The 17497-nt window shown below is 59.6% G+C and carries 21 protein-coding genes; 12 read left to right on the top strand and 9 right to left on the bottom strand.

What is annotated here, in order from left to right:
* The first annotated feature begins 41 nt into the window (after positions 1 to 41).
* From AA0535_RS00155 to AA0535_RS00130, 6 genes are read left to right on the top strand one after another with little or no spacing between them, the layout of a single operon-like run.
* Complete coding sequence (locus tag AA0535_RS00155; RefSeq protein ID WP_264813850.1) at positions 42 to 1235, top strand: amine dehydrogenase large subunit; 1194 nt, start codon at positions 42 to 44, stop codon at positions 1233 to 1235.
* A complete protein-coding gene (locus AA0535_RS00150; protein ID WP_264813849.1) occupies positions 1235 to 1753 on the top strand; it encodes a MauE/DoxX family redox-associated membrane protein in 519 nt (172 codons plus the stop codon). The genes AA0535_RS00155 and AA0535_RS00150 overlap by 1 nt, the downstream gene beginning before the upstream one ends.
* Positions 1750 to 2349, top strand: coding sequence for a thioredoxin domain-containing protein (locus AA0535_RS00145; protein ID WP_264813848.1), 600 nt, complete (start codon positions 1750 to 1752; stop codon positions 2347 to 2349). The genes AA0535_RS00150 and AA0535_RS00145 overlap by 4 nt, the downstream gene beginning before the upstream one ends.
* Positions 2336 to 2956 carry a methylamine dehydrogenase (amicyanin) small subunit gene (gene mauA, locus AA0535_RS00140; RefSeq protein WP_264813847.1) on the top strand — a complete coding sequence of 207 codons (621 nt, stop codon included), beginning with the start codon at positions 2336 to 2338 and terminating at the stop codon, positions 2954 to 2956. Before AA0535_RS00145 ends, mauA begins: the two co-directional genes overlap by 14 nt.
* Positions 2953 to 3417: a c-type cytochrome gene (locus AA0535_RS00135; RefSeq protein WP_264813846.1), complete on the top strand. Its 465-nt coding sequence runs from the start codon at positions 2953 to 2955 to the stop codon at positions 3415 to 3417. The genes mauA and AA0535_RS00135 overlap by 4 nt, the downstream gene beginning before the upstream one ends.
* Complete coding sequence (locus AA0535_RS00130; protein WP_264813845.1) at positions 3395 to 3853, top strand: c-type cytochrome; 459 nt, start codon at positions 3395 to 3397, stop codon at positions 3851 to 3853. The genes AA0535_RS00135 and AA0535_RS00130 overlap by 23 nt, the downstream gene beginning before the upstream one ends.
* 179 nt (positions 3854 to 4032) lie before the next feature.
* Here AA0535_RS00130 and AA0535_RS00125 read toward each other — a convergent pair whose 3' ends face one another.
* The 4 genes from AA0535_RS00125 to petA are packed head-to-tail and all read right to left on the bottom strand — an operon-like array spanning position 4033 to position 7210.
* The gene (locus tag AA0535_RS00125; RefSeq protein WP_264813844.1) at positions 4033 to 4638 is read right to left on the bottom strand and encodes a thioredoxin domain-containing protein; all 606 of its coding nucleotides are present in this window, start codon (positions 4636 to 4638) and stop codon (positions 4033 to 4035) included.
* Positions 4635 to 5348: a cytochrome c1 gene (locus AA0535_RS00120; RefSeq protein ID WP_264813843.1), complete on the bottom strand. Its 714-nt coding sequence runs from the start codon at positions 5346 to 5348 to the stop codon at positions 4635 to 4637. The genes AA0535_RS00125 and AA0535_RS00120 overlap by 4 nt, the downstream gene beginning before the upstream one ends.
* Positions 5345 to 6544, bottom strand: coding sequence for a cytochrome b (locus AA0535_RS00115; protein ID WP_264813842.1), 1200 nt, complete (start codon positions 6542 to 6544; stop codon positions 5345 to 5347). The genes AA0535_RS00120 and AA0535_RS00115 overlap by 4 nt, the downstream gene beginning before the upstream one ends.
* Positions 6545 to 6553: 9 nt before the next feature.
* Positions 6554 to 7210: a ubiquinol-cytochrome c reductase iron-sulfur subunit gene (gene petA / locus AA0535_RS00110; RefSeq protein WP_264813841.1), complete on the bottom strand. Its 657-nt coding sequence runs from the start codon at positions 7208 to 7210 to the stop codon at positions 6554 to 6556.
* 168 nt (positions 7211 to 7378) lie between these two features.
* On the opposite strand from petA, the gene AA0535_RS00105 reads away from it, so the two are divergent.
* Genes AA0535_RS00105 through AA0535_RS00095 form a run of 3 tightly spaced genes read left to right on the top strand, consistent with a single transcriptional unit; the run spans position 7379 to position 11299 of the window.
* A complete protein-coding gene (locus tag AA0535_RS00105) occupies positions 7379 to 7834 on the top strand; it encodes a (2Fe-2S)-binding protein (protein ID WP_264813840.1) in 456 nt (151 codons plus the stop codon).
* Positions 7827 to 10010 (top strand): xanthine dehydrogenase family protein molybdopterin-binding subunit, encoded by a 2184-nt coding sequence (locus AA0535_RS00100; protein ID WP_264813839.1) that lies wholly within the window; start codon positions 7827 to 7829, stop codon positions 10008 to 10010. The genes AA0535_RS00105 and AA0535_RS00100 overlap by 8 nt, the downstream gene beginning before the upstream one ends.
* An 8-nt stretch (positions 10011 to 10018) precedes the next feature.
* On the top strand, positions 10019 to 11299 hold the full coding sequence (locus tag AA0535_RS00095) for a cytochrome c (RefSeq protein WP_264813838.1): 1281 nt from the start codon (positions 10019 to 10021) through the stop codon (positions 11297 to 11299).
* Between the two features lie 55 nt (positions 11300 to 11354).
* Here AA0535_RS00095 and AA0535_RS00090 read toward each other — a convergent pair whose 3' ends face one another.
* The 3 genes from AA0535_RS00090 to AA0535_RS00080 are packed head-to-tail and all read right to left on the bottom strand — an operon-like array spanning position 11355 to position 13982.
* A complete protein-coding gene (locus AA0535_RS00090; protein WP_264813836.1) occupies positions 11355 to 11939 on the bottom strand; it encodes a cupin domain-containing protein in 585 nt (194 codons plus the stop codon).
* 46 nt (positions 11940 to 11985) lie between these two features.
* Positions 11986 to 12507, bottom strand: a complete 522-nt coding sequence (locus AA0535_RS00085; RefSeq protein ID WP_264813835.1) for a DUF3237 domain-containing protein — start codon at positions 12505 to 12507, stop codon at positions 11986 to 11988.
* Positions 12414 to 13982, bottom strand: coding sequence for a TonB-dependent receptor (locus tag AA0535_RS00080; protein WP_264813952.1), 1569 nt, complete (start codon positions 13980 to 13982; stop codon positions 12414 to 12416). The genes AA0535_RS00085 and AA0535_RS00080 overlap by 94 nt, the downstream gene beginning before the upstream one ends.
* A 551-nt stretch (positions 13983 to 14533) precedes the next feature.
* On the opposite strand from AA0535_RS00080, the gene AA0535_RS00075 reads away from it, so the two are divergent.
* Together AA0535_RS00075 and AA0535_RS00070 are read left to right on the top strand one after the other, a co-directional pair.
* A complete protein-coding gene (locus tag AA0535_RS00075; RefSeq protein WP_264813833.1) occupies positions 14534 to 15469 on the top strand; it encodes an XdhC family protein in 936 nt (311 codons plus the stop codon).
* Positions 15466 to 16074, top strand: coding sequence for a nucleotidyltransferase family protein (locus AA0535_RS00070; RefSeq protein ID WP_264813832.1), 609 nt, complete (start codon positions 15466 to 15468; stop codon positions 16072 to 16074). The genes AA0535_RS00075 and AA0535_RS00070 overlap by 4 nt, the downstream gene beginning before the upstream one ends.
* On the opposite strand, the gene AA0535_RS00065 is transcribed toward AA0535_RS00070, so the two are convergent.
* Both AA0535_RS00065 and AA0535_RS00060 read right to left on the bottom strand, forming a co-directional pair.
* The gene (locus AA0535_RS00065; protein ID WP_264813831.1) at positions 16075 to 16272 is read right to left on the bottom strand and encodes a helix-turn-helix transcriptional regulator; all 198 of its coding nucleotides are present in this window, start codon (positions 16270 to 16272) and stop codon (positions 16075 to 16077) included.
* Complete coding sequence (locus tag AA0535_RS00060; RefSeq protein ID WP_264813830.1) at positions 16269 to 16649, bottom strand: hypothetical protein; 381 nt, start codon at positions 16647 to 16649, stop codon at positions 16269 to 16271. The genes AA0535_RS00065 and AA0535_RS00060 overlap by 4 nt, the downstream gene beginning before the upstream one ends.
* Before the next feature lie 313 nt (positions 16650 to 16962).
* On the opposite strand from AA0535_RS00060, the gene AA0535_RS00055 reads away from it, so the two are divergent.
* Entirely contained in the window at positions 16963 to 17457 is a 495-nt protein-coding gene (locus tag AA0535_RS00055) for a hypothetical protein (RefSeq protein ID WP_264813829.1), read from the top strand.
* The last annotated feature ends 40 nt before the right edge of the window (positions 17458 to 17497 follow it).

Raw genomic sequence — 17497 nt, 5'->3', positions numbered from 1 at the left:
TTTCAACCCTGTCTCCGCTTCTCCGCAAGGACCGATCTCCAATGCGTCTCACCTCCCGAAAACTGGCCGGCATGACGGCGTTCCTGCTGGCTGGCGCGGCACTGGCACCCTGCGGCATGGCCCTTGCGGATGAGCCGGTACTGCAAACGGAAGAGAGCGACATCATCAAGCTCTCTCCTGTGACGCCTCACCGTATTCTGGTTCAGGACCCGGTAGGGCATCATGCGAAGGACGGCCGCGTCTACGTGGTCGATGCCGATCAGGGCAAGCTGCTGGGCATGGTTCAGGCGGCCTATAACGGCAATGTCGTTCAGGACCCCAAGGGTCGTGCCTTTTACGTTGCCGAAACCGTCTGGTCGCGCGGCAATCGTGGCGACCGGGCGGACCTTCTCGCCACTTACGACCCGCAAACCCTCGAAATCACGAATGATGAGGTTCTGCCTGGCCGCGCCCTCGTCACGCCCAAAAAGAACGATCTGACGATCAGCAGCGATGGCAGCAGGATCTACGTGTATGACATGGTGCCAACCAACGCGGTTCATGTCGTCGATACGACCACGCACAAGGTCGCGATGAATGTCGGTCTTCCCGGCTGTGCGCTGACCTATCCCTGGGGCAAGGACGGGTTCACCTCGATCTGCGCCGATGGCAGCCTGGCCAATGTCAGCATTGGCGCTGAGAAAGCCGATATCACCCATACCAAACCCTTTTTCGACCCTGAAAAGGATGCGGTCTTCGAACATAGCCCGTCTCGCAGTGCCGATGGCAAGACCTGGTTCATTTCCTATAGCGGCCTTGTCTACCCGGCGACCCTGTCGGCTACCACCACGATCGACAAGCCATGGTCGATACAGGAAGCCGCAGGCATGAAAGCCGCGACCAATGCGGACAGCCCGTTCACGGTCACATGGCGCCCCGGTGGATGGCAGTTGGCAGCGATGCATCATGCGAGCGGCCGTCTTTACGTGGCCATGCATCAGGGCACGTTCTGGACCCACAAGGTATCGGGCACGGAAATCTGGGAGCTGGATGTGGCAAAGCACAAGCTGCTCCGCCGGATCAAGCTCCCCAGGCCGAGTTCTATGGTCGGCGTCACACAGGACGCCTCTCCCCAGCTGTTCACCAATGATGAGGCGGGTGATTTCTTCATCTGGGATCTGAAGACCGGGAAGATCGCCCATACCATGAAGCATCTTGGCGACGATCTGTATTTCACGACCGCTCTGGGGGATTGATGAGCACGCTCGCTCTGCAGATGATCGGCGCGGTTGGCGTGAACGCAATGGGGGCGCTGTTCATCGGGACAGCCCTGTCCAAAGCCCTGGACCAGTCCGGCTTTGCATCGCTCATTGCTGCCTACAGGCTCTTTCCGCTCGGGATGGCCTTTCCTGTGGCCCGGGTTCTGACCGGTGTGCAGCTCGTTCTGGGAGCGTGGCTGTGTTCCGGCATGTTTCCTCGTGAAGCCTGTCTCACAGCCGCAATCCTGCTGACGGCTTTTGCCCTTGCGATGGGGATCAACGTCGCGCGCGGTCGCACTGGCCTCTCCTGCGGTTGCCTGCCGGGGCAGGATATGCCCCTCTCACGCGGAGCCGTTCTCCGGACGATCATGCTGGCTGTCCTGATGCTGGGAGCTGCCGAAACCGGCCGCCCGGACGGGACCCTGCTCTCCCTCGCGACACTCATGGGCGGCATCAGCTTGATCCTGCTCACCCTCGCCTTTCTCCAGCTTCGCAATGCAGGAGACGCCGCATGATGACGCTATTGCTGATCTCGACGTTACTGCTCGCCGCATTATGCTGCGTTCTCACGCTTGCCGTCCTCGTTCTCGCCCGTCAGATCGGCGTCTTGCACGAGCGTATTGCCCCGATCGGGCAGCAGCCTGTTCTTGCCGGACTGCAGGCCGGCCAGGCCCTGCCGCGCGTCACTGCCCGGACGCTGGACGATACGCGATTTTCCATGGGCGGACGTCATGACCGTGGGCGGTCGAGTCTGATCTTGTTCGTCTCGCCCGATTGCCCGGTCTGCAAGCGCGTGCTCCCCATCGTGCAGGCCCAGGCCGCGATCCACGATCTCGATCTCGTCCTCGCAGGCGAAGGGGATGTCACCGCCCTGCACGCCATGGCCTCAACCATCAGGCTTGGGGCGACGCCCTTCGTCACCAGCCAGGAACTGCTTCTCCTGCTTCAGATAGGCAGGCTTCCCACCCTCGTGACCCTCAACCCGGATGGCGTGATCACCGCGCGTGATGTCGCCAATACCCGACAGCAGGTCGAAGCGCTGATCGCGACGCTTCCTGCTTCCTCTTCATCCTCGCCAGAGACCAAGGAGTTCCTCCATGACGCAGTCTGAGCTGATTTCGGGCCGCGCGATCCAGGACGGTGCCCCGTCCAGCCCTCTCGACCGAATTACAGAACGGCTGATCCGGCATGTCGCCAGCTACAGCTCACGCCGAAGCGTGCTCGGCCGTCTGGGGGCCTGGGCCACTTTCGGCGCGCTTGTTCCGCTCCTGCCAGTCGAGCGTGCCTCGGCAGCGACCCCACCCGGCACCGGTAAGGCCGCCCCTGCCGCGCAGTCGCACGTCAAGGCTCCCTCACCCTTTGCCGCAAAAGCACAGACAACCGATCCAACAGCCTGCGATTACTGGCGCTACTGCGCCATCGATGGGTTCCTGTGCGCTTCATGCGGCGGTGGCGTCCATAGCTGCCCACCGGGGACACGCCCTTCCCCCACCTCGTGGATCGGCACATGCTTCAACCCGCAGGACGGGCAGTCCTACCTCGTGGCCTATCGCGATTGCTGCGGTCAGGACGCCTGCAGCCAGCCGCCATGCCTGGGCACGGATGGCGACCAGCCCAGCTATCGCCCTCAGGCGAATAACGACATCATCTGGTGCTTCGGCACAGGTGCGCTCGTCTATAACTGCTCAACATCCGTCATCGTCGGGAATGCCTCATGACCAGACGCTTTCTTCCTCTGGCAGGGCTTCTGGTTCTGCCCGCTCTCATAGCATCCACGGCCCATGCCGAAGATGGGCAGGCCGTCTACAACAGCAATTGCAGCGTATGCCATCAGGCGGCAGGCGCAGGATCGCCGGGGCAGTTTCCCCCCCTTGCCGGGCGCATCGGCAAGATCGCGGCTACAGCCGAGGGCAAGACCTATGTGGCCGACGTGCTGCTTAACGGTGTCCATGGCACCATCGATGCCGCTGGCTCGAGTTATATGGGGTTCATGCCCTCATTCAAGGCTCTTACCGATGATCAGCTTGCTGCTGTCCTGACCTATATCAGCAGCATCGACACGCCTGGCGCTCCCGCCTTTAGGGCTGACGAGGTCAAGGCCGCGCGTGCCACGCCCAAGAAAGCCAAGGAAATCCTTGCGGAGAGAAAGGCTCTGAATGACGCGCATCCGCTTCCCTGATTTCTGCCTTGCAGCGGCCCTCGCCCTGCTGGGCGTCGCCTTCCCGGGTCCTGCCCGGGCGGCGATCCAGTCTCATACGGTCACGAATTATCTGACCCATTGCGGTGGCTGCCACGGCATCGAGGGCATTTCCGGCAAGACATTCGTTCCGACATTGCGCGATCAGGTCGGCTGGTTCGCCTGCTCGCCCGAAGGACGCGATTATCTGGTCCGTGTGCCCGGCATTTCCATGTCTCTGATACGCGATGATCAGGAACTGGCGGATGTACTCAATTTCGTACTTTTCCGCTTGGGGGGCATCAGTACACCGCAAGGGACGAAGCCGTTCACAGCGCAGGAGGTACATGTGTTGCGCGCCAAACCGCTCCAGACCGACGATCTCATGGCTCTCAGGGCAGAGGTCCTCAGTCGCGCACGTGCGGCCTGCCCGCACTGAGTCCGCCTTCGTCAAGACAAAGGCACTGCCCGGCAGTATCCGCCTTATGTGTCTTGAGAAATCGGGGCGCTGAGAAAGCATTGTCCCGTGTCGTGGCATGATGCTGCAACAGGGCACCGACCTCGGGCGACGGCCAGCGCGGTCAGACCGGTGTGGAAGCCTGACCGGTGGGCGTTATCCTACCCGGCAAGAGCCTGGGGATGGGCCGTCATGAAGCCCTGAAGCGAGCGATATCCCGTTTCCTGCACACCAAGCAGACTCTCCAGATGCTCAAGATTATTGACCAGCCCGCGCGCCTGCACCCTGCCCTGTTCGTCCAGCAGCACGGCGAAAGGCACCCTGTCCACGCCCAGAAGACGCCCGATAGCGGCATCATTCACGAAACGTGACGCGGCCAATCCCAGAGTGGCCAGCATGGGCAGCGCCATGTCCTTCGTTTCATCGCCGCAATAGGTCAGGGCAAGCCCTTCACGCCGCGCAAATTCATCGACGATCGGCACCATCTTGCGGGAAACCGGGCAGGCACCGGAGACGAAAACCAGAAGCTGAGAGCCGCCATCAGCTCGGGTGCCACCCAGCGTCACCTTCTGACCGGCCAGCGTCGGCAGCGTTGTTGCCGGAAGATGGTCGATCGCGCTCCCGCTTGGGGCAAGCGCCCCCAGGGGAGCGATGCGGCGATAAAACCCTCTGACACGACGCACCATCATGACCAGGACCGCGCAAAGACCTAGCACAATCACCCATATCATGACCTGCATATAAAGCAGGGTTGTGGTCTCGCTCATGATCCCGTTCCCTTCACACGCTTCCAGACGCGCCGTTTCATGATTGCCAGAAGGACGGTCAATACCGCCAGATAGGCCAGAACACCCAGTCCTATATGGGTCCGTTCCATTGAATGCGGATGCGCAACCCAGTCCAGATAGGCACTCACATCCTGAGCCATCTGCGGCAGCGTCGCCGCTGTTCCATCGACATATTTGACCTGACCGTCATGCAGAGGCGGCGGCATGCCGATATGGTTCTGGGCGAAGGCTGTATTGTAATAAGAGCCTGGCGGCAGAACAAGATCGGCCGGCTTGGGCGCATAGCTGCGCAGGATAGTTTCTATCCGGGCGGCCCCGCCCTCCTCCGTCATGGCAAGGCGGGAAAAATCAGGGGGTAAATCCCCATGATTGGCCATGCGGGCCATGGCCTCATTCGGATAAGGAGAGCCGATGAGATCTGAGAGATGGGCCGGTCGGGTTTTGGGATCGCCGTCATCATCCACGCCGTCAGGAACCTGACGGCTCGCGGCATAAGCCTTGATATCCGCAACCGACAGGCCGATCCCTGAAAGATCGGCAAAGCGCACCTGATCGAGGCTGTGGCAGGTGCTGCATACCTGACGATAGACCTGAAACCCACGCTGCTGGGGAGTATCCGCGAGGGCAGCATTCTTGCAGATACCTGTCGCGAGAAAAGCCAAGAATGCCGGAAAGAAAATGCGCTTCATGCGCCCTCTCCGCGCAATGTGGCAGGCAGGGAGCGCGGAATTTCCACGCGTGGCAGGAAAGGCAGCAAAACCAGAAAATAGAGATAGTAGTAAATCACGCCGAGACGGCTGACGCCGAGCCAGAACCCGGTCGGTTTATGCATACCCGCAACGCCAAGCGCTATGAAAGCGAGAAAAAGGCCCAGCAGAGCCCAGCGCAGAACAGGGCGGTAACGCGCTGAACGGATGGGCGACCGGTCGAGCCATGGCACAGCAAAAAGGACCGCCAGACTGCCTGCCGACAGCAGGAGGCCGCCCAGCTTGGACGGTACAGCGCGTAGAATGGCGTAAAAGGGAGCGAAATACCACTCAGGCGTGATGTCACCGGGTGTGACCAGCGGATTGGCCATGGCGTAATTATTGGCGAGCGTCAGAAGGTCGGGAGCGAAGAAAATCAGTGCCGCGTAGACCATCAGAAAGAGGCAAAGACCGAGACCGTCCTTGGTGGTGTAATACGGGTGAAAGGGCACCACGTCCTCTGCTGTTTTCGGCTCAATGCCGGTGGGATTGTTCGAGCCCGTGACATGCAGAGCGGCCACATGCAGAACGATGACACCGATAATCGAAAACGCGGTGACAAAATGCAGGACGTAAATGCGGTGCAGCGCGACAGAACCCAGACCCTCGCCACCAAGCAGCCATGAGGCAAGGGACGGCCCGATCAGCGGTACCGCGTTCAGGGCATTGATGACCACGGTGGCGCCCCAGTACGACATCTGCCCCCAGGGGAGAATATACCCGGCAAAGGCTGCAATCATGACCAGTATGAAGAGTCCTAGCCCTGTCAGCCAGAGCAGTTCGCGTGGCGCCTTGTAGGATCCATAATAGAGGCTGCGCGCCATATGCACGTAAAGTGCGACAAACAGCATTGAGACGCCGCCCATATGGATAGCGCGCACAAGCCAGCCAGAGGCGACATGACGGTCGATTGTTTCGATGCTGCTGAATGCCTCGGTTGGACTCGGTGTGTAATTCAGGGCGAGAAAAATACCGCTGACGATCAGCAATCCGAGCGCGATCGTTGCGAACGCCCCGAAATTCCACAGATAGGACAGATTGCGGGGCATGGCGAAATCGACATATTCGCGGCGAAATGCCGAGACGATGGGCAGACGTGTTTCCAGCCAGCCCGTCGGGGGAGTATTGGGTTCATTCATGGTCGCCGCTCAGATCTGCTGGATGGAGGCGATGGAAAAATCGGGGTCCCCCTTGCTCTGGCCGATACGCACATGCGTTGCAGACAGCATGGTAACGGGCGGCACAGGCAGATTATAGGGGGCCGGCGCATCCTTGAAGACGCGACCCGCCACGTCGAATTGCGATCCGTGGCAGGGGCAGGAATATTTGCCCGACCGATCATTGGGCGAGGGCGTTGCATAGGACGGCACGCAGCCAAGATGGGTGCAGATACCAATCAGAACCCCGATTTCCGGCACGACCGAGCGATGCCAGTTCACGGCATCTCTGGGCTGTTGCAGGATTTTCGAGTCCGGGTCGCGCAAACGCTGCGTAATATCGACCATTCTGAGCGAAGCGAGCATTTCGGGTGTGCGTCTCTGTATAAATACAGGCCAGCCGCGCCATGTCACAACAAGCTGCTGGCCGGGCCGGAGCGTGGAGATATCGACGTCGATCAAGTCATCTTCGCCGAGCTCGGTATTTTTTGTGCCGTTCAGACTGTCGAGAAAAGGATAGGCCAGGGCGCAGGCTCCTGCGCATCCCGCTCCGACAATTACCGTCGACAGCACATCCCGTCGCCTCGTCCCTCCCCCGGGTACCGGACAGGAGGGCAAGGGAGTGGGGCGGTCTGCGTCCTGCGTCATGAAGTCCTGCTGAAATAGGATCTGACGATCATCCCGGGGCCACAAAAACGTGTCAACATCAAAACAACCGGTTTTCTCCATATATGAATTACAGCCTTGCATTAGACGGCGACACCGATGAATCTGCCACGGTGACCCGCAGCCGAAAAACCGAAAGATAACAGCGACATGAGAACGATTCTTATCAATGGTGAATCGCATGACGTCGATGTCCCGGATGACATGCCGCTTCTTTGGGTATTGCGGGATGTTCTCGGACTGACTGGGACGAAATATGGCTGTGGCATTGCACAATGCGGTGCCTGCACCGTGCATGTTGACGGCAAACCCGCGAGGGCGTGCCAGTTGCCCGTCTCGCTTATCGGTACGCGTCCGGTCACGACAATCGAGGCCATCGGGCAGACGGAAACAGGACAGCGTGTACAGGCGGCATGGCTCGACGAGCAGGTCATTCAGTGCGGATATTGCCAGTCGGGACAGATCATGGCGGCGGCCGCACTGCTCCAGACCACACCCTCACCCAGCGATGACGATATAGACGATGCCATGTCAGGCAATATCTGTCGCTGCGGGACTTATGTGCGCGTGCGCGCGGCAATCCACAAGGCTGCCAGCAATGCGTAAACCCCATGATATCAACCCGGTCCTCAGCCGTCGGGCCATATTGCGCGCTGCACTCGCGACAGGCGGCGGTCTCATGTTGTCAGGCATGATCCCCGGTCTCCCGGGTGCACGCGCACAGAGCGGCAGCGCTTTCACGCCTAACGCCTTCATCCGGATCGACCGGAACGGCGCGATCACTTTCATCATGCGTCACGTGGAGATGGGTCAGGGTATCTATACCGGCATTGCCATGCTGCTCGCCGAGGAGCTTGAGGTGTCGCTCGACAAGGTCAGGCTCGAGGCAGCGCCAGCCAATGCCAGCTATATCGACAAGTCAGCGGGTGAGGAGGTGACAGGCGGCTCGGCCTCGACGCGGGACAGCTGGGTGCCTCTGCGTCAGGCAGGAGCAGCCGCGCGCATCATGCTCATTCAGGCAGCCAGTACGCGCTGGTCAGTGCCTGCAAGCACCTGTGTGGCCCGCGATGGCGCGGTCCTGCATCCTGAGTCAAGCCGGCGTCTCGATTACGGCGCGCTGGCAGACGATGCTGCCCATCAGAAGATACCCGACCCCGTCCCCCTGAAAAATCCGTCACAATTCCAGCTGATCGGCACCAGCCCCCAACGCATGGATACCCATGCGAAGAGCAATGGCACCGCATGTTTCGGCATGGACGTGCGCGTTGAGGGCATGAAAACGGGCCGGATCATGGCATGTCCGGTCAAGGGGGGCAGGCTCAAGGGCTTCGACAGGGAGGCCGCCCTTAAAACGCCCGGTGTGACCGATATCGTGACGCTTCCCGACGCCATCGCCGTGATTGGCGATCATAGCTGGGCGGCTATTTCAGGCATGAAAGCTGCGAGGCCCGAGTGGGATTACGGCCCCCATTCGGGCATGTCGAGCGCCACTCAACTCCAGGCTTTACGCAGCGCATCGGAAAAAACCGGTATCGTCGCGAAAAATACGGGCGACGTCACAGCGGCTCTGGCCTCCTCCCCGGTCCGGATCGACGCAATCTACGAATCGCCGTTCCTTGCTCATGCCGCGCTGGAACCGATCAATACCACGCTCCATATCCGCTCCGACTCCGCCGATGTGTGGGTCGGTACACAGGTCCCTCTCCGTGCACGGCAGGAGGTGGCGGATGCGACCGGGCTCCCGCCAGAACGGATCACCGTGCATAACCACCTGATTGGTGGCGGCTTCGGTCGCAGGCTGGATTCCAATTCCATCGGTCAGGCCGCGCGTCTGGCGAAACAGGTGCCATTCCCGGTCAAGCTGTTCTGGACCCGTGAAGAGGATATCCGTCAGGACCAGTTCCGTCCTTTCTACTACGATCGCATCACGGCGGGCCTTGATGACAAGGGGCTGATCAAGGCCTGGCACCATCGCACGACCGGGTCTTTCGTTCTGGCGCGCTGGGCGCCGGAAGGTTTGCAGAACGGACTCGATTCCGATGCTGTAGAGGGCGCGACGGAAACGCCCTATGCCATCCCCTCCCAGAGAAACGAGGCCGTGCAATGCGAACCGGAGGGGATAACCACCCTGTGGTGGCGCGGTGTCGGGCCGACCCATAACGTCTTCGTCGTTGAAGGCATGATCGACGAACTCGCTCATGCCAGCGGCACCGACCCGCTCAGTTTCCGCAGGCGCCACCTGACCCATTCGCCGCGCGGGCTCAAGGTGCTTGATGAGGCCGCCCGTCAGGCGGGGTGGGGGCGTCCCCTCCCGAAGGGTCACGGGCTGGGCATTGCCCTGCATTATTCCTTCCAGTGCTGGGCCGCGACAGTGCTGGAAGTCGAGGTCGGGGGCGGCGGCGAGATCCGTCTCATAAGGGCCGATACCGCTGTCGATTGCGGCCCCGTGGTTTTCCCCGATGCGGTGCGCGCGCAGATTCAGGGCGGATTGATCTTCGGTCTGACCATGGCGCTCTATAACGAAATCACCTTCCGCAACGGTCAGGCAGAACAGAGCAACTTCCATAATTATCGCATGATGCGGCTCAATGAGGCCCCCGATATCCGCGTTCACCTTGTCTCGGACCCGGACGCCGAGATTGGCGGTATCGGAGAGGTCGGCACGGTGGCAGCGGCTCCGGTTCTGGCCAACGCAATCTTCGCGGCCACCGGCCGACGCCTGCGCCGTATCCCCTTTGCGCCTCAACTGGCCATGAACCCGACCGGGGAGAAGAAAGCATGAGAGGCGCGATGCGACGCAACGTCCCTGCCCCCGGCACCCGTTTCCTCAGAGCGATCTGTCTGGGCTCGACCCTGCTCACATTGGGAGCGCTGGACGCAGGAAGAGGTGCCCGTGCCGAAACTTCCCCCTCCGGTGACACGAGTCCTCCCGACGGGCAACGCGACGGGAACGACCAGGTCTCCAGGGGGCAGGCCTTGTTCATCGCCGCCGATTGCGCGGCGTGTCACCTTTCGGCAGATGGTCGCGCTCTTACGGGCGGCCGGGCCTTCACCCTGCCTTTCGGGACGATTCATGCCGTCAATATCACCCCTGACCGCGATACCGGTATCGGGGCCTACAGCGACAGTGACTGGCTCGCCATGCTGCGCAAGGGTGTCGGCAGAAACGGCAAGCATCTTTATCCCGTCATGCCGTATACCTCCTACACGCTGCTGAGTGACGAGGATGCCCTGGCCATCAAGGCCTATCTTTTCACCCTGCCGCCCCTGCGTGCGACACCGCCCATGAATGCGCTGTCCTTTCCGTTCAACCAGCGCTGGACCATGATTTTCTGGAACTGGTTCAATAACCCCAATCGCAGGATGACACCTGACCCGGCGCGATCCGCAGCCTGGAACAGGGGGGCCTATCTGACCGAAGCCCTTGGTCATTGCGGCCAGTGTCATACACCGCGCAATTTCATGTTCGGCCTGAGTCACCGGGCCTATGCCGGGGCAGTCCAGGTTGGCTGGACCGCCTATAACCTGACATCCGATCGCGAGCACGGGCTTGGCGGATGGAGCGACGACGCTCTGTTCAGCTATCTTTCCGCCGGACAGGCCAGAAATCATGGCCCCGCCTCAGGACCGATGGCCGAGGCAATCGAGCATAGTCTGAGCCGGCTTCCGGCACAGGATATCCGCGATATGATCGTCTATCTGCGTAGCGTTCCGGCCCGCGCGGATGGCCCCGCACATCATGAGGGTGCGCTGGAGCCGGACAGCGGATTCTCTGAGGGGCGTCATGTTTTCCAGCAGGCCTGCGCCGGATGTCATCTGGAAAATGGTACAGGCCGACAATCGGACTGGGGTGCGCTGGGTGGCAGTCACTCCCTCAGCGACCCTTCAGCCACCAACCTCGTTGCAGTGCTCAGGGAAGGGACCTCCCTGCAAACCGATCATGGCAGGATGAGCATGCAGGGTTTCACCGCCGTCTACACGCCGAAAGAGCTCTCGGCGCTTTCCGGCTGGATGCTCAGGCATTTTGGCGGCGTACAGGCGACCATCGACCCCAAAAAATTCAGGCCATGACCGCTAAGCCGTCCGCCTCAGAGGCAGACGGCACCGCATTCTGCGCACGCGATGTTCAGGGCGTGTCAACATTCGCCCAGACCACGCGTGTGACCTGCGACGACCCGTTGCTGTAACGATGCGGTGTCTCACTGGGGAAAGAGAACGAGTCCCCCTCGCGCAGGATGCAGTCCTGCCCCCCTACCTGAAGATGCAGGCATCCCTGCAGAACGAGGCCGGATTCGAACCCGCTATGGGTCAGGATCTTGGCACCTGAGTGGCCGTTGGGCTCGATGATCATCAGATAGGTACGTAGCAGATCCGGGCTCTGCGAATTGAGCATGACCTTGGTAATGCCCTCCCCGAAGCTCAGAAGCCCATGATCCTCGATACGCGTGTAGAACGCCGGATTGTCATGGGACTGCCCCTTGATCGAGCCGAAGAAATTCGACATGTCGAGTTCGAGCACGTCGGAAATCTTCATGAGATCGCGGATACTTGGTGATGACGCCCCGCGCTCGATCTGACTCAGATGGCTCAGCGAGATACCGACACGCGATGCGACGTCCTTGAGCAGATAACCGATCTGCTTTCTTCTCTCGCGGATGGTATTGCCCAGAGTACGGTCGATGTTCGAGGTCACGGCGACAGGTTCGTTCAAGGACATTTCGTGCAAGCCAGATCCCGGAAAAATATCGATAGGAATTTCAGTTGAGTCGGAGAACCTGAATCGACCGGTCATTCTGATGAGGGCCCTTCGCGAGCTCCATCCCTTTAGGCACCGGATAGACGAGAGTGGCAACAAAAATGCTTTTATTCAACCAGTCATATCGACCCTTGGGGGCTATGAACTCGGGGCTGAGGCGATATTTGTAGTCCCTGCCACCATTGATCGGGTACGCCAGACCCTTGTTGTGGATGGCGATGATCTGCCCGTCATCCGTTCGGAGCCGGTAGAAGGCATCGACAACCCCGACGCCATCGGGACACAGAACCGGCAGATCGGCCCCACCCGCTTCAACTGTGCCATGGATATTCGGGCCATCGAAGCGACCGCCGATGATCGGCCAGATTTCAGTCCGTTCGCCGTCCTTGCTCGCGCCTTCCGGACCGGGCCTTACCGGATCGGTGCAGGTCACGACCAGATTGAGTACGAGCTCGGTCTTGACCGGGTCATAGGCTTTCGGGCTGAAGGACGCTTCCGGGGCAGCCTGGGCTGCCCCTGCCATGCCACCAGATTGCCGGCATAATCGAGCTGGTACTGCGAGGATTTGACGATTTTTGCGTCGTTATAGGCTGCGCCGAGATTGAGGGTCAGAGTCGGCACCGGTTTCCAGACAATATTGCCCTCCAGCCCCTGATTCACCGCTGTTCCCAGATTGGTCAGGGTCGAGGTGATCGTCTTGCTGACCGCAGAATATTCCGTCGTGAAATTCTGATAATTATAGGTGCGATAATAGAACGCGGCGCCATCGACGATCAGCTTGCGGTCTTTCGTCTGCGCCTTGAACCCGGCTTCGACCGCCCAGACCTGCTCCTCACGATAAGGATCGATCTGTGCAGTGCTCGCGATTGGAAAGCCCCCGTAAAACCCGCCGGATTTATAGCCACGCGCTACTGAAGCGTAGACCATGTTTAGAGGATCGAACTGGTAACGAAGCACAGCCTTGCCGGTCACATGATCCTTTAGCTGATACTGGCGCGTCACATTGGATGCCATGTAATAGCCCGGCGATTGCTGGAAAGCCCCGTGGTAAGTCTTGTATTCCCAGGTACTTCTTGCGCCAAAATCGAGCAAGAGTTTGGGCAGGATGTGATAGGTGAGCTGACCATAGCCGCTATAGGACTGTGTCTTCTGCGTGTAGCTCAGGATCCCTTCATTCGCAGCGCCCGACAGACCGGTATAAAGCGTCTCGAGCGCATCATCGAAAAGCTGGAACTGCTTGTTTTCCTCCAGATCCTCATAGGCCACGTCGAGACCCAGCAGCCAGTCCAGGCGCTTTGGCTTTCCGGAACCCAGACGCAGGTTTTCCTGAGCCATGCGCATGGGCGTGTGCTCGACCTGGGTCGCATAGACCGGACCGGTCGCCGCGTCATTATAATTGAGACCATAGTCGAAATAGTCGAGCGAGGTGATAGAGGTCAGCTCCAGACCGCCCAGATCGCCCAGATCGCCCACCGCGCTGAACTGCACGCCCCCATTCTGCAATGAGGTCTGCCATCCGCTCCAACCCTGATCGGATGTCTCGGCAATACAAAATGCCATATTGCGCGTGATCGGGGCATCATAGGCGGCGTTGACATGACCATCGCCCCATCGCCCGTAAGAGACGCCTATAGAGCCGCTCGCCCTCCCGAAATTCGGCTTGTTTGTCAGCACGCGCACGGCGCCGCCGATCGTATTGCGCCCATAAAGACCGCTTCGCGGTCCTTTCAGCACCTCTACGCGAGCAATATCGAACAGGCTACCCGTGCCCATGACAGTGCTCGGCTGATAGGCGTCATTCAGGAAGACCGGTGCCGCAGGCGTTGAGTTAGGGTTGAAATCCGCAAGGCTGACGCCATGAATGACCCAGGTCGGCATGGCGCCGCCGTAAAAGTCGAGGTTCTGGGCATTGGTCGTATATTTGATCAGATCGGGCAGAGCCTGCACCCCCAGCCGATTCAGGTCCTTCCCCGTGAAAATCTGAACTGTTTCAGGAATCTGCTGAGCAGTCTCCTTGCGCCGCCGGGACGTGACAACGACTTCCTCGACCCCGGCCCCATGGGGAGCGACGGGACGAGCTACTTCCTTTTCGTTTTGATATCGTAATGTTTTGAGTGCACGTTCGGTATGCGCGCTTTATCGCTCACGCTCTGGGCATGCGCCGCGACAGGCAGGGCGCAAAGAGAAGAAAAAAGCCAGATGCGAAACGAGAAACTGCGGCTTCCGACAGCGCAACGATGCGTCATGAACGGGACCAACCGTCGACTATGCTATTCCGGTTCGTTATCGTAACGACTGGACGCGCGATATCGGCTCTGCTCATGGCGACAGATTGACGGCCTCAAATTGTTCGGGTGCGTGTTTACGAAGGAATTCTCAAATCGATCCGAATACGAAACATGAGATCATGTGCAGAAAACCCGGTCAACGATTTTCTTAAGTAAATAATTTTGGTTACAATTCTCTGTGGGAAAACTGCCACGTCGGGGAGGACAGCGCTCTGCGACGAGGGTAGTCTCGGTTTGGGTATCGGTGCGGAATATGATGTCATGGCGGAGCAGACAGAGCAGGAAAAGACGCATGTCCAGGCCATTCGCGCCATGGCAAGTGATCACCCCGACGACGCTATCCGCTTTCTTTGCTCCAGCATTGCCAGTGGCTACCGATGCGCGCTTGTTCTTCTGACCGACATCATCGACGGCGCGTCCCGGCCACTGGGCGCATTGATGGCCATACGCGAGGACGGCCATTATATCGGACTCGTCTCCGGCGGCTGCGTTGAAGCCAGTCTGGTGACTGAGGCCTGCTCAGCCATCGACGAAGGCTGCGATCGCCAATCCCGCTACGGCAAAGGGTCGCCCTGGTTCGATATCGTCCTGCCCTGCCGCGGAGGCATCGGACTCCATATCCATGTGGTGCGAGACAACCACCCCCTCGGGGATTTCCTAGGCCTGCGCGAGCAACGCCGGGCCGCGACCCTTTTCTATGACACGAGAACCGAAAGCCTGGTTTGCAAGGCTGTATATGCCCCAACCGGCTGGGAGGGTCCCGTCTTCATGGCGGGATTTCGGCCGGACCCCCAGATTATCCTGTTCGGAGATGGACTCGAGAGCGTATTTCTTGTCTCCCTGGCGGAAGCGGCTCAGGTCAGGGTGATCAGGAACGACATCGAGGCCGTCTGCCTTCACGCGAAGGACCAGGAAACCGCGATCATCATCCTGCATCACGATCCGGATCTGGAAATTCCTGTTCTGGAAGCAGCGCTTCAGACGAACGCCTTCTTCATCGGATGCCTGGGAAGTCGGAAGACCCAGCAACGTCGCCTCTCGAGGTTGCGCAACAAGGGACATGATGCGGCGCAGCTTGCCCGCATCCATGGCCCTATCGGTCTTTTCGGTCCTTCACGCGAGGCAAGGTCTGTGGCCATCTCCGTTCTGGCCGAGTTATTCGCCCTGATCGAGGCCCGAAAGACAGGTTCGTCGTGACCTGCCTTCCGGACATGATCCTGCTGGTGCTGGGAGGCGGCCTGAGCCGTCGCTTCGGGGCAGAAGACAAGCTGGAGACGCGGATCGGCTCCCTGCCCCTCGCCCATCACATATTGAGTGCCGTCGATCATTTCCCATGGCACCAAAAACGCGCAGTCTGCCGCACTGTAGGAAACTGGCACGCTGCCTATGTTGCGCAGGGTTTCGAGCTCCTGGTCAATCCATTGCCCGAACGAGGCCTCGGGTCCTCGCTGGCTCTCGGCACAAATGGGCTTTCCGCATCGGCCCGCGTTTTCGTCTGCCTCGCCGATATGCCGTTTGTGTCGCACACTCATATCCTCGCCCTCAGGCAGGCCAGCGACTCCGTGCCCGATCAGATCATCGCCTCCTGCGCGCCTAATTATCGGGGACCGCCTGCCATTTTCCCGGTTTCGTCTCTGAGCGCACTCGACCCAAACAGCGATCACGGGGCACGCCCCCTGCTGCGTCTGGCGAGATTGATCCCCGCACCGGCGGAGGAACTGATTGATATCGACTACGCGGGCGATGTGACGGCTGCGAATGCGCAATTTCTGCAACAGGCACGGCCCGGCGAGAGACGGTGATCAGCAGAAATCAGGTATGAAGATTTCCTCGATCCTGAGGTTGAAAACCCTTGCTATGGCGAAAGCCAGAGGCAGGCTCGGATCGTAACGCTCATTCTCGATGGCGTTAATGGTCTGGCGAGAAACGCCCAGTGTCTCCGCGAGAGCGTTCTGACTGAGTCCCCTGGTCAGACGCAGATCGCGCATCCGGTTTTTCAACGATATTTCCAGCTCGTGAAAATAAGGCTGATGCCCCAAATACCGCCCATGATCGGCCACACCGCAAAAGCCCTCAAGGGAGGCAGACCCGCGCTCTCGCCGAAACCCCAGCCGAAGGTAATCAGCGCCGTGCCGAGAAACGATATGGCAATCGCGTCGAGCTGGACCCGTCTTTGCAACTCATCCATGCGATGAATTCCTCGCAGAATCGCCCAGGCACCGGCAAACGCGCCGATCATTGGCATCATGCTGAGCGCGAACAGCCAGAGCCCGATCGGATGGTAAAGGAATTCAATCCTGTTCGCCGCGCAAAGAAGAATTCCATAAAGCGCTATCGCCGCGCCTAGTTCGATCCCATAACGAGCTGACCTGAACATGTCTCCCTCCATGTAAAGCACGCTTTACACATTAGAGACCTGACACTGGAAAGCAAGCTTTACATGTTGACGAATTCGTCAGCACTGCAGTCTTTGGGGATGACCGGAGTAGTGACAGGAGAGGGCAACAGACGAGTCCCACATTCCGTGTTTTCAAATAAGAGATCCTTTATGGGGCGAGGCTTGACCGGAGATACCCGACATCATCGGATTTCAGCCTGGCCCTTATGGAATTCGAGAGAGAAACGGTACAATAAAAAATACAAAACAAATACTGTTTTCGCATCTACGATCGATACACTACAGTAACTCAATGATTTACAGATATGCTCCATTCGTCTCGAAAGGCCTTCTGACACTGTCAGGACTCCTGCTTGCGATCGCCGCTGCCGCTCACGCGGCTACGCTCTATTACGGCCCGTCAGCCTACGGATTCATGGGCGCTGGCCCCGATATGGTACGCAAGTCATTGCAGGGGGACTGGCATCCGGCGGCAATCATCGGTGGGATCGGTCTTGTTCTCCTTGCCGGAGCCTATTGCGCTCTGGCAGGGGCACGCTTGCTCCCTCGACTTCCGTTGCCCGCTCTGCGGCTTTTTCTTTTCACGGTCACTGCGCTGCTTCTGGGGCGCGGCGCTATCGGCATTTTTCTACTGACCCTGCTGCGCCTGAATGGCGTCCACATGGAAACGCTCTACATCGCCGGGCTAGGGGGCAGCTTCTCCTTCTGGATATGGAGTTCCACCCTGTGTCTCCTGCTCGGCGGCCTACAACTCGCCGCGACATCCCTCTCACGAGACCTCTACTGAAGGCGCTGAGCCGTCGCGGAGAGATTTTTCGAGGGCGGTC

It is taken from the genome of Asaia krungthepensis NRIC 0535, assembly GCF_025995175.1.
Classification (GTDB): Bacteria; Pseudomonadota; Alphaproteobacteria; order Acetobacterales; family Acetobacteraceae; genus Asaia; species Asaia krungthepensis.
Note: the sequence above shows the minus strand (reverse complement) of the source record. Positions and strands in the feature narration are given on the sequence as shown.

Bases quoted from the DNA above. Each gene is read 5' to 3' on its own strand.
- AA0535_RS00135 (WP_264813846.1), top strand. From the start codon at position 2,953: ATGACCAGACGCTTTCTTCCTCTGGCAGGGCTTCTGGTTCTGCCCGCT.
- AA0535_RS00155 (WP_264813850.1), top strand. From the start codon at position 42: ATGCGTCTCACCTCCCGAAAACTGGCCGGCATGACGGCGTTCCTGCTG.
- AA0535_RS00095 (WP_264813838.1), top strand. From the start codon at position 10,019: ATGCGACGCAACGTCCCTGCCCCCGGCACCCGTTTCCTCAGAGCGATC.
- AA0535_RS00120 (WP_264813843.1), bottom strand. From the start codon at position 5,348: ATGAAGCGCATTTTCTTTCCGGCATTCTTGGCTTTTCTCGCGACAGGT.
- AA0535_RS00130 (WP_264813845.1), top strand. From the start codon at position 3,395: ATGACGCGCATCCGCTTCCCTGATTTCTGCCTTGCAGCGGCCCTCGCC.
- mauA (WP_264813847.1), top strand. From the start codon at position 2,336: ATGACGCAGTCTGAGCTGATTTCGGGCCGCGCGATCCAGGACGGTGCC.
- AA0535_RS00100 (WP_264813839.1), top strand. From the start codon at position 7,827: ATGCGTAAACCCCATGATATCAACCCGGTCCTCAGCCGTCGGGCCATA.
- AA0535_RS00075 (WP_264813833.1), top strand. From the start codon at position 14,534: ATGGCGGAGCAGACAGAGCAGGAAAAGACGCATGTCCAGGCCATTCGC.
- AA0535_RS00150 (WP_264813849.1), top strand. From the start codon at position 1,235: ATGAGCACGCTCGCTCTGCAGATGATCGGCGCGGTTGGCGTGAACGCA.
- AA0535_RS00055 (WP_264813829.1), top strand. From the start codon at position 16,963: ATGATTTACAGATATGCTCCATTCGTCTCGAAAGGCCTTCTGACACTG.
- AA0535_RS00105 (WP_264813840.1), top strand. From the start codon at position 7,379: ATGAGAACGATTCTTATCAATGGTGAATCGCATGACGTCGATGTCCCG.
- AA0535_RS00145 (WP_264813848.1), top strand. From the start codon at position 1,750: ATGATGACGCTATTGCTGATCTCGACGTTACTGCTCGCCGCATTATGC.
- AA0535_RS00115 (WP_264813842.1), bottom strand. From the start codon at position 6,544: ATGAATGAACCCAATACTCCCCCGACGGGCTGGCTGGAAACACGTCTG.
- AA0535_RS00085 (WP_264813835.1), bottom strand. From the start codon at position 12,507: ATGGCAGGGGCAGCCCAGGCTGCCCCGGAAGCGTCCTTCAGCCCGAAA.
- AA0535_RS00060 (WP_264813830.1), bottom strand. From the start codon at position 16,649: ATGTTCAGGTCAGCTCGTTATGGGATCGAACTAGGCGCGGCGATAGCG.
- AA0535_RS00125 (WP_264813844.1), bottom strand. From the start codon at position 4,638: ATGAGCGAGACCACAACCCTGCTTTATATGCAGGTCATGATATGGGTG.
- petA (WP_264813841.1), bottom strand. From the start codon at position 7,210: ATGACGCAGGACGCAGACCGCCCCACTCCCTTGCCCTCCTGTCCGGTA.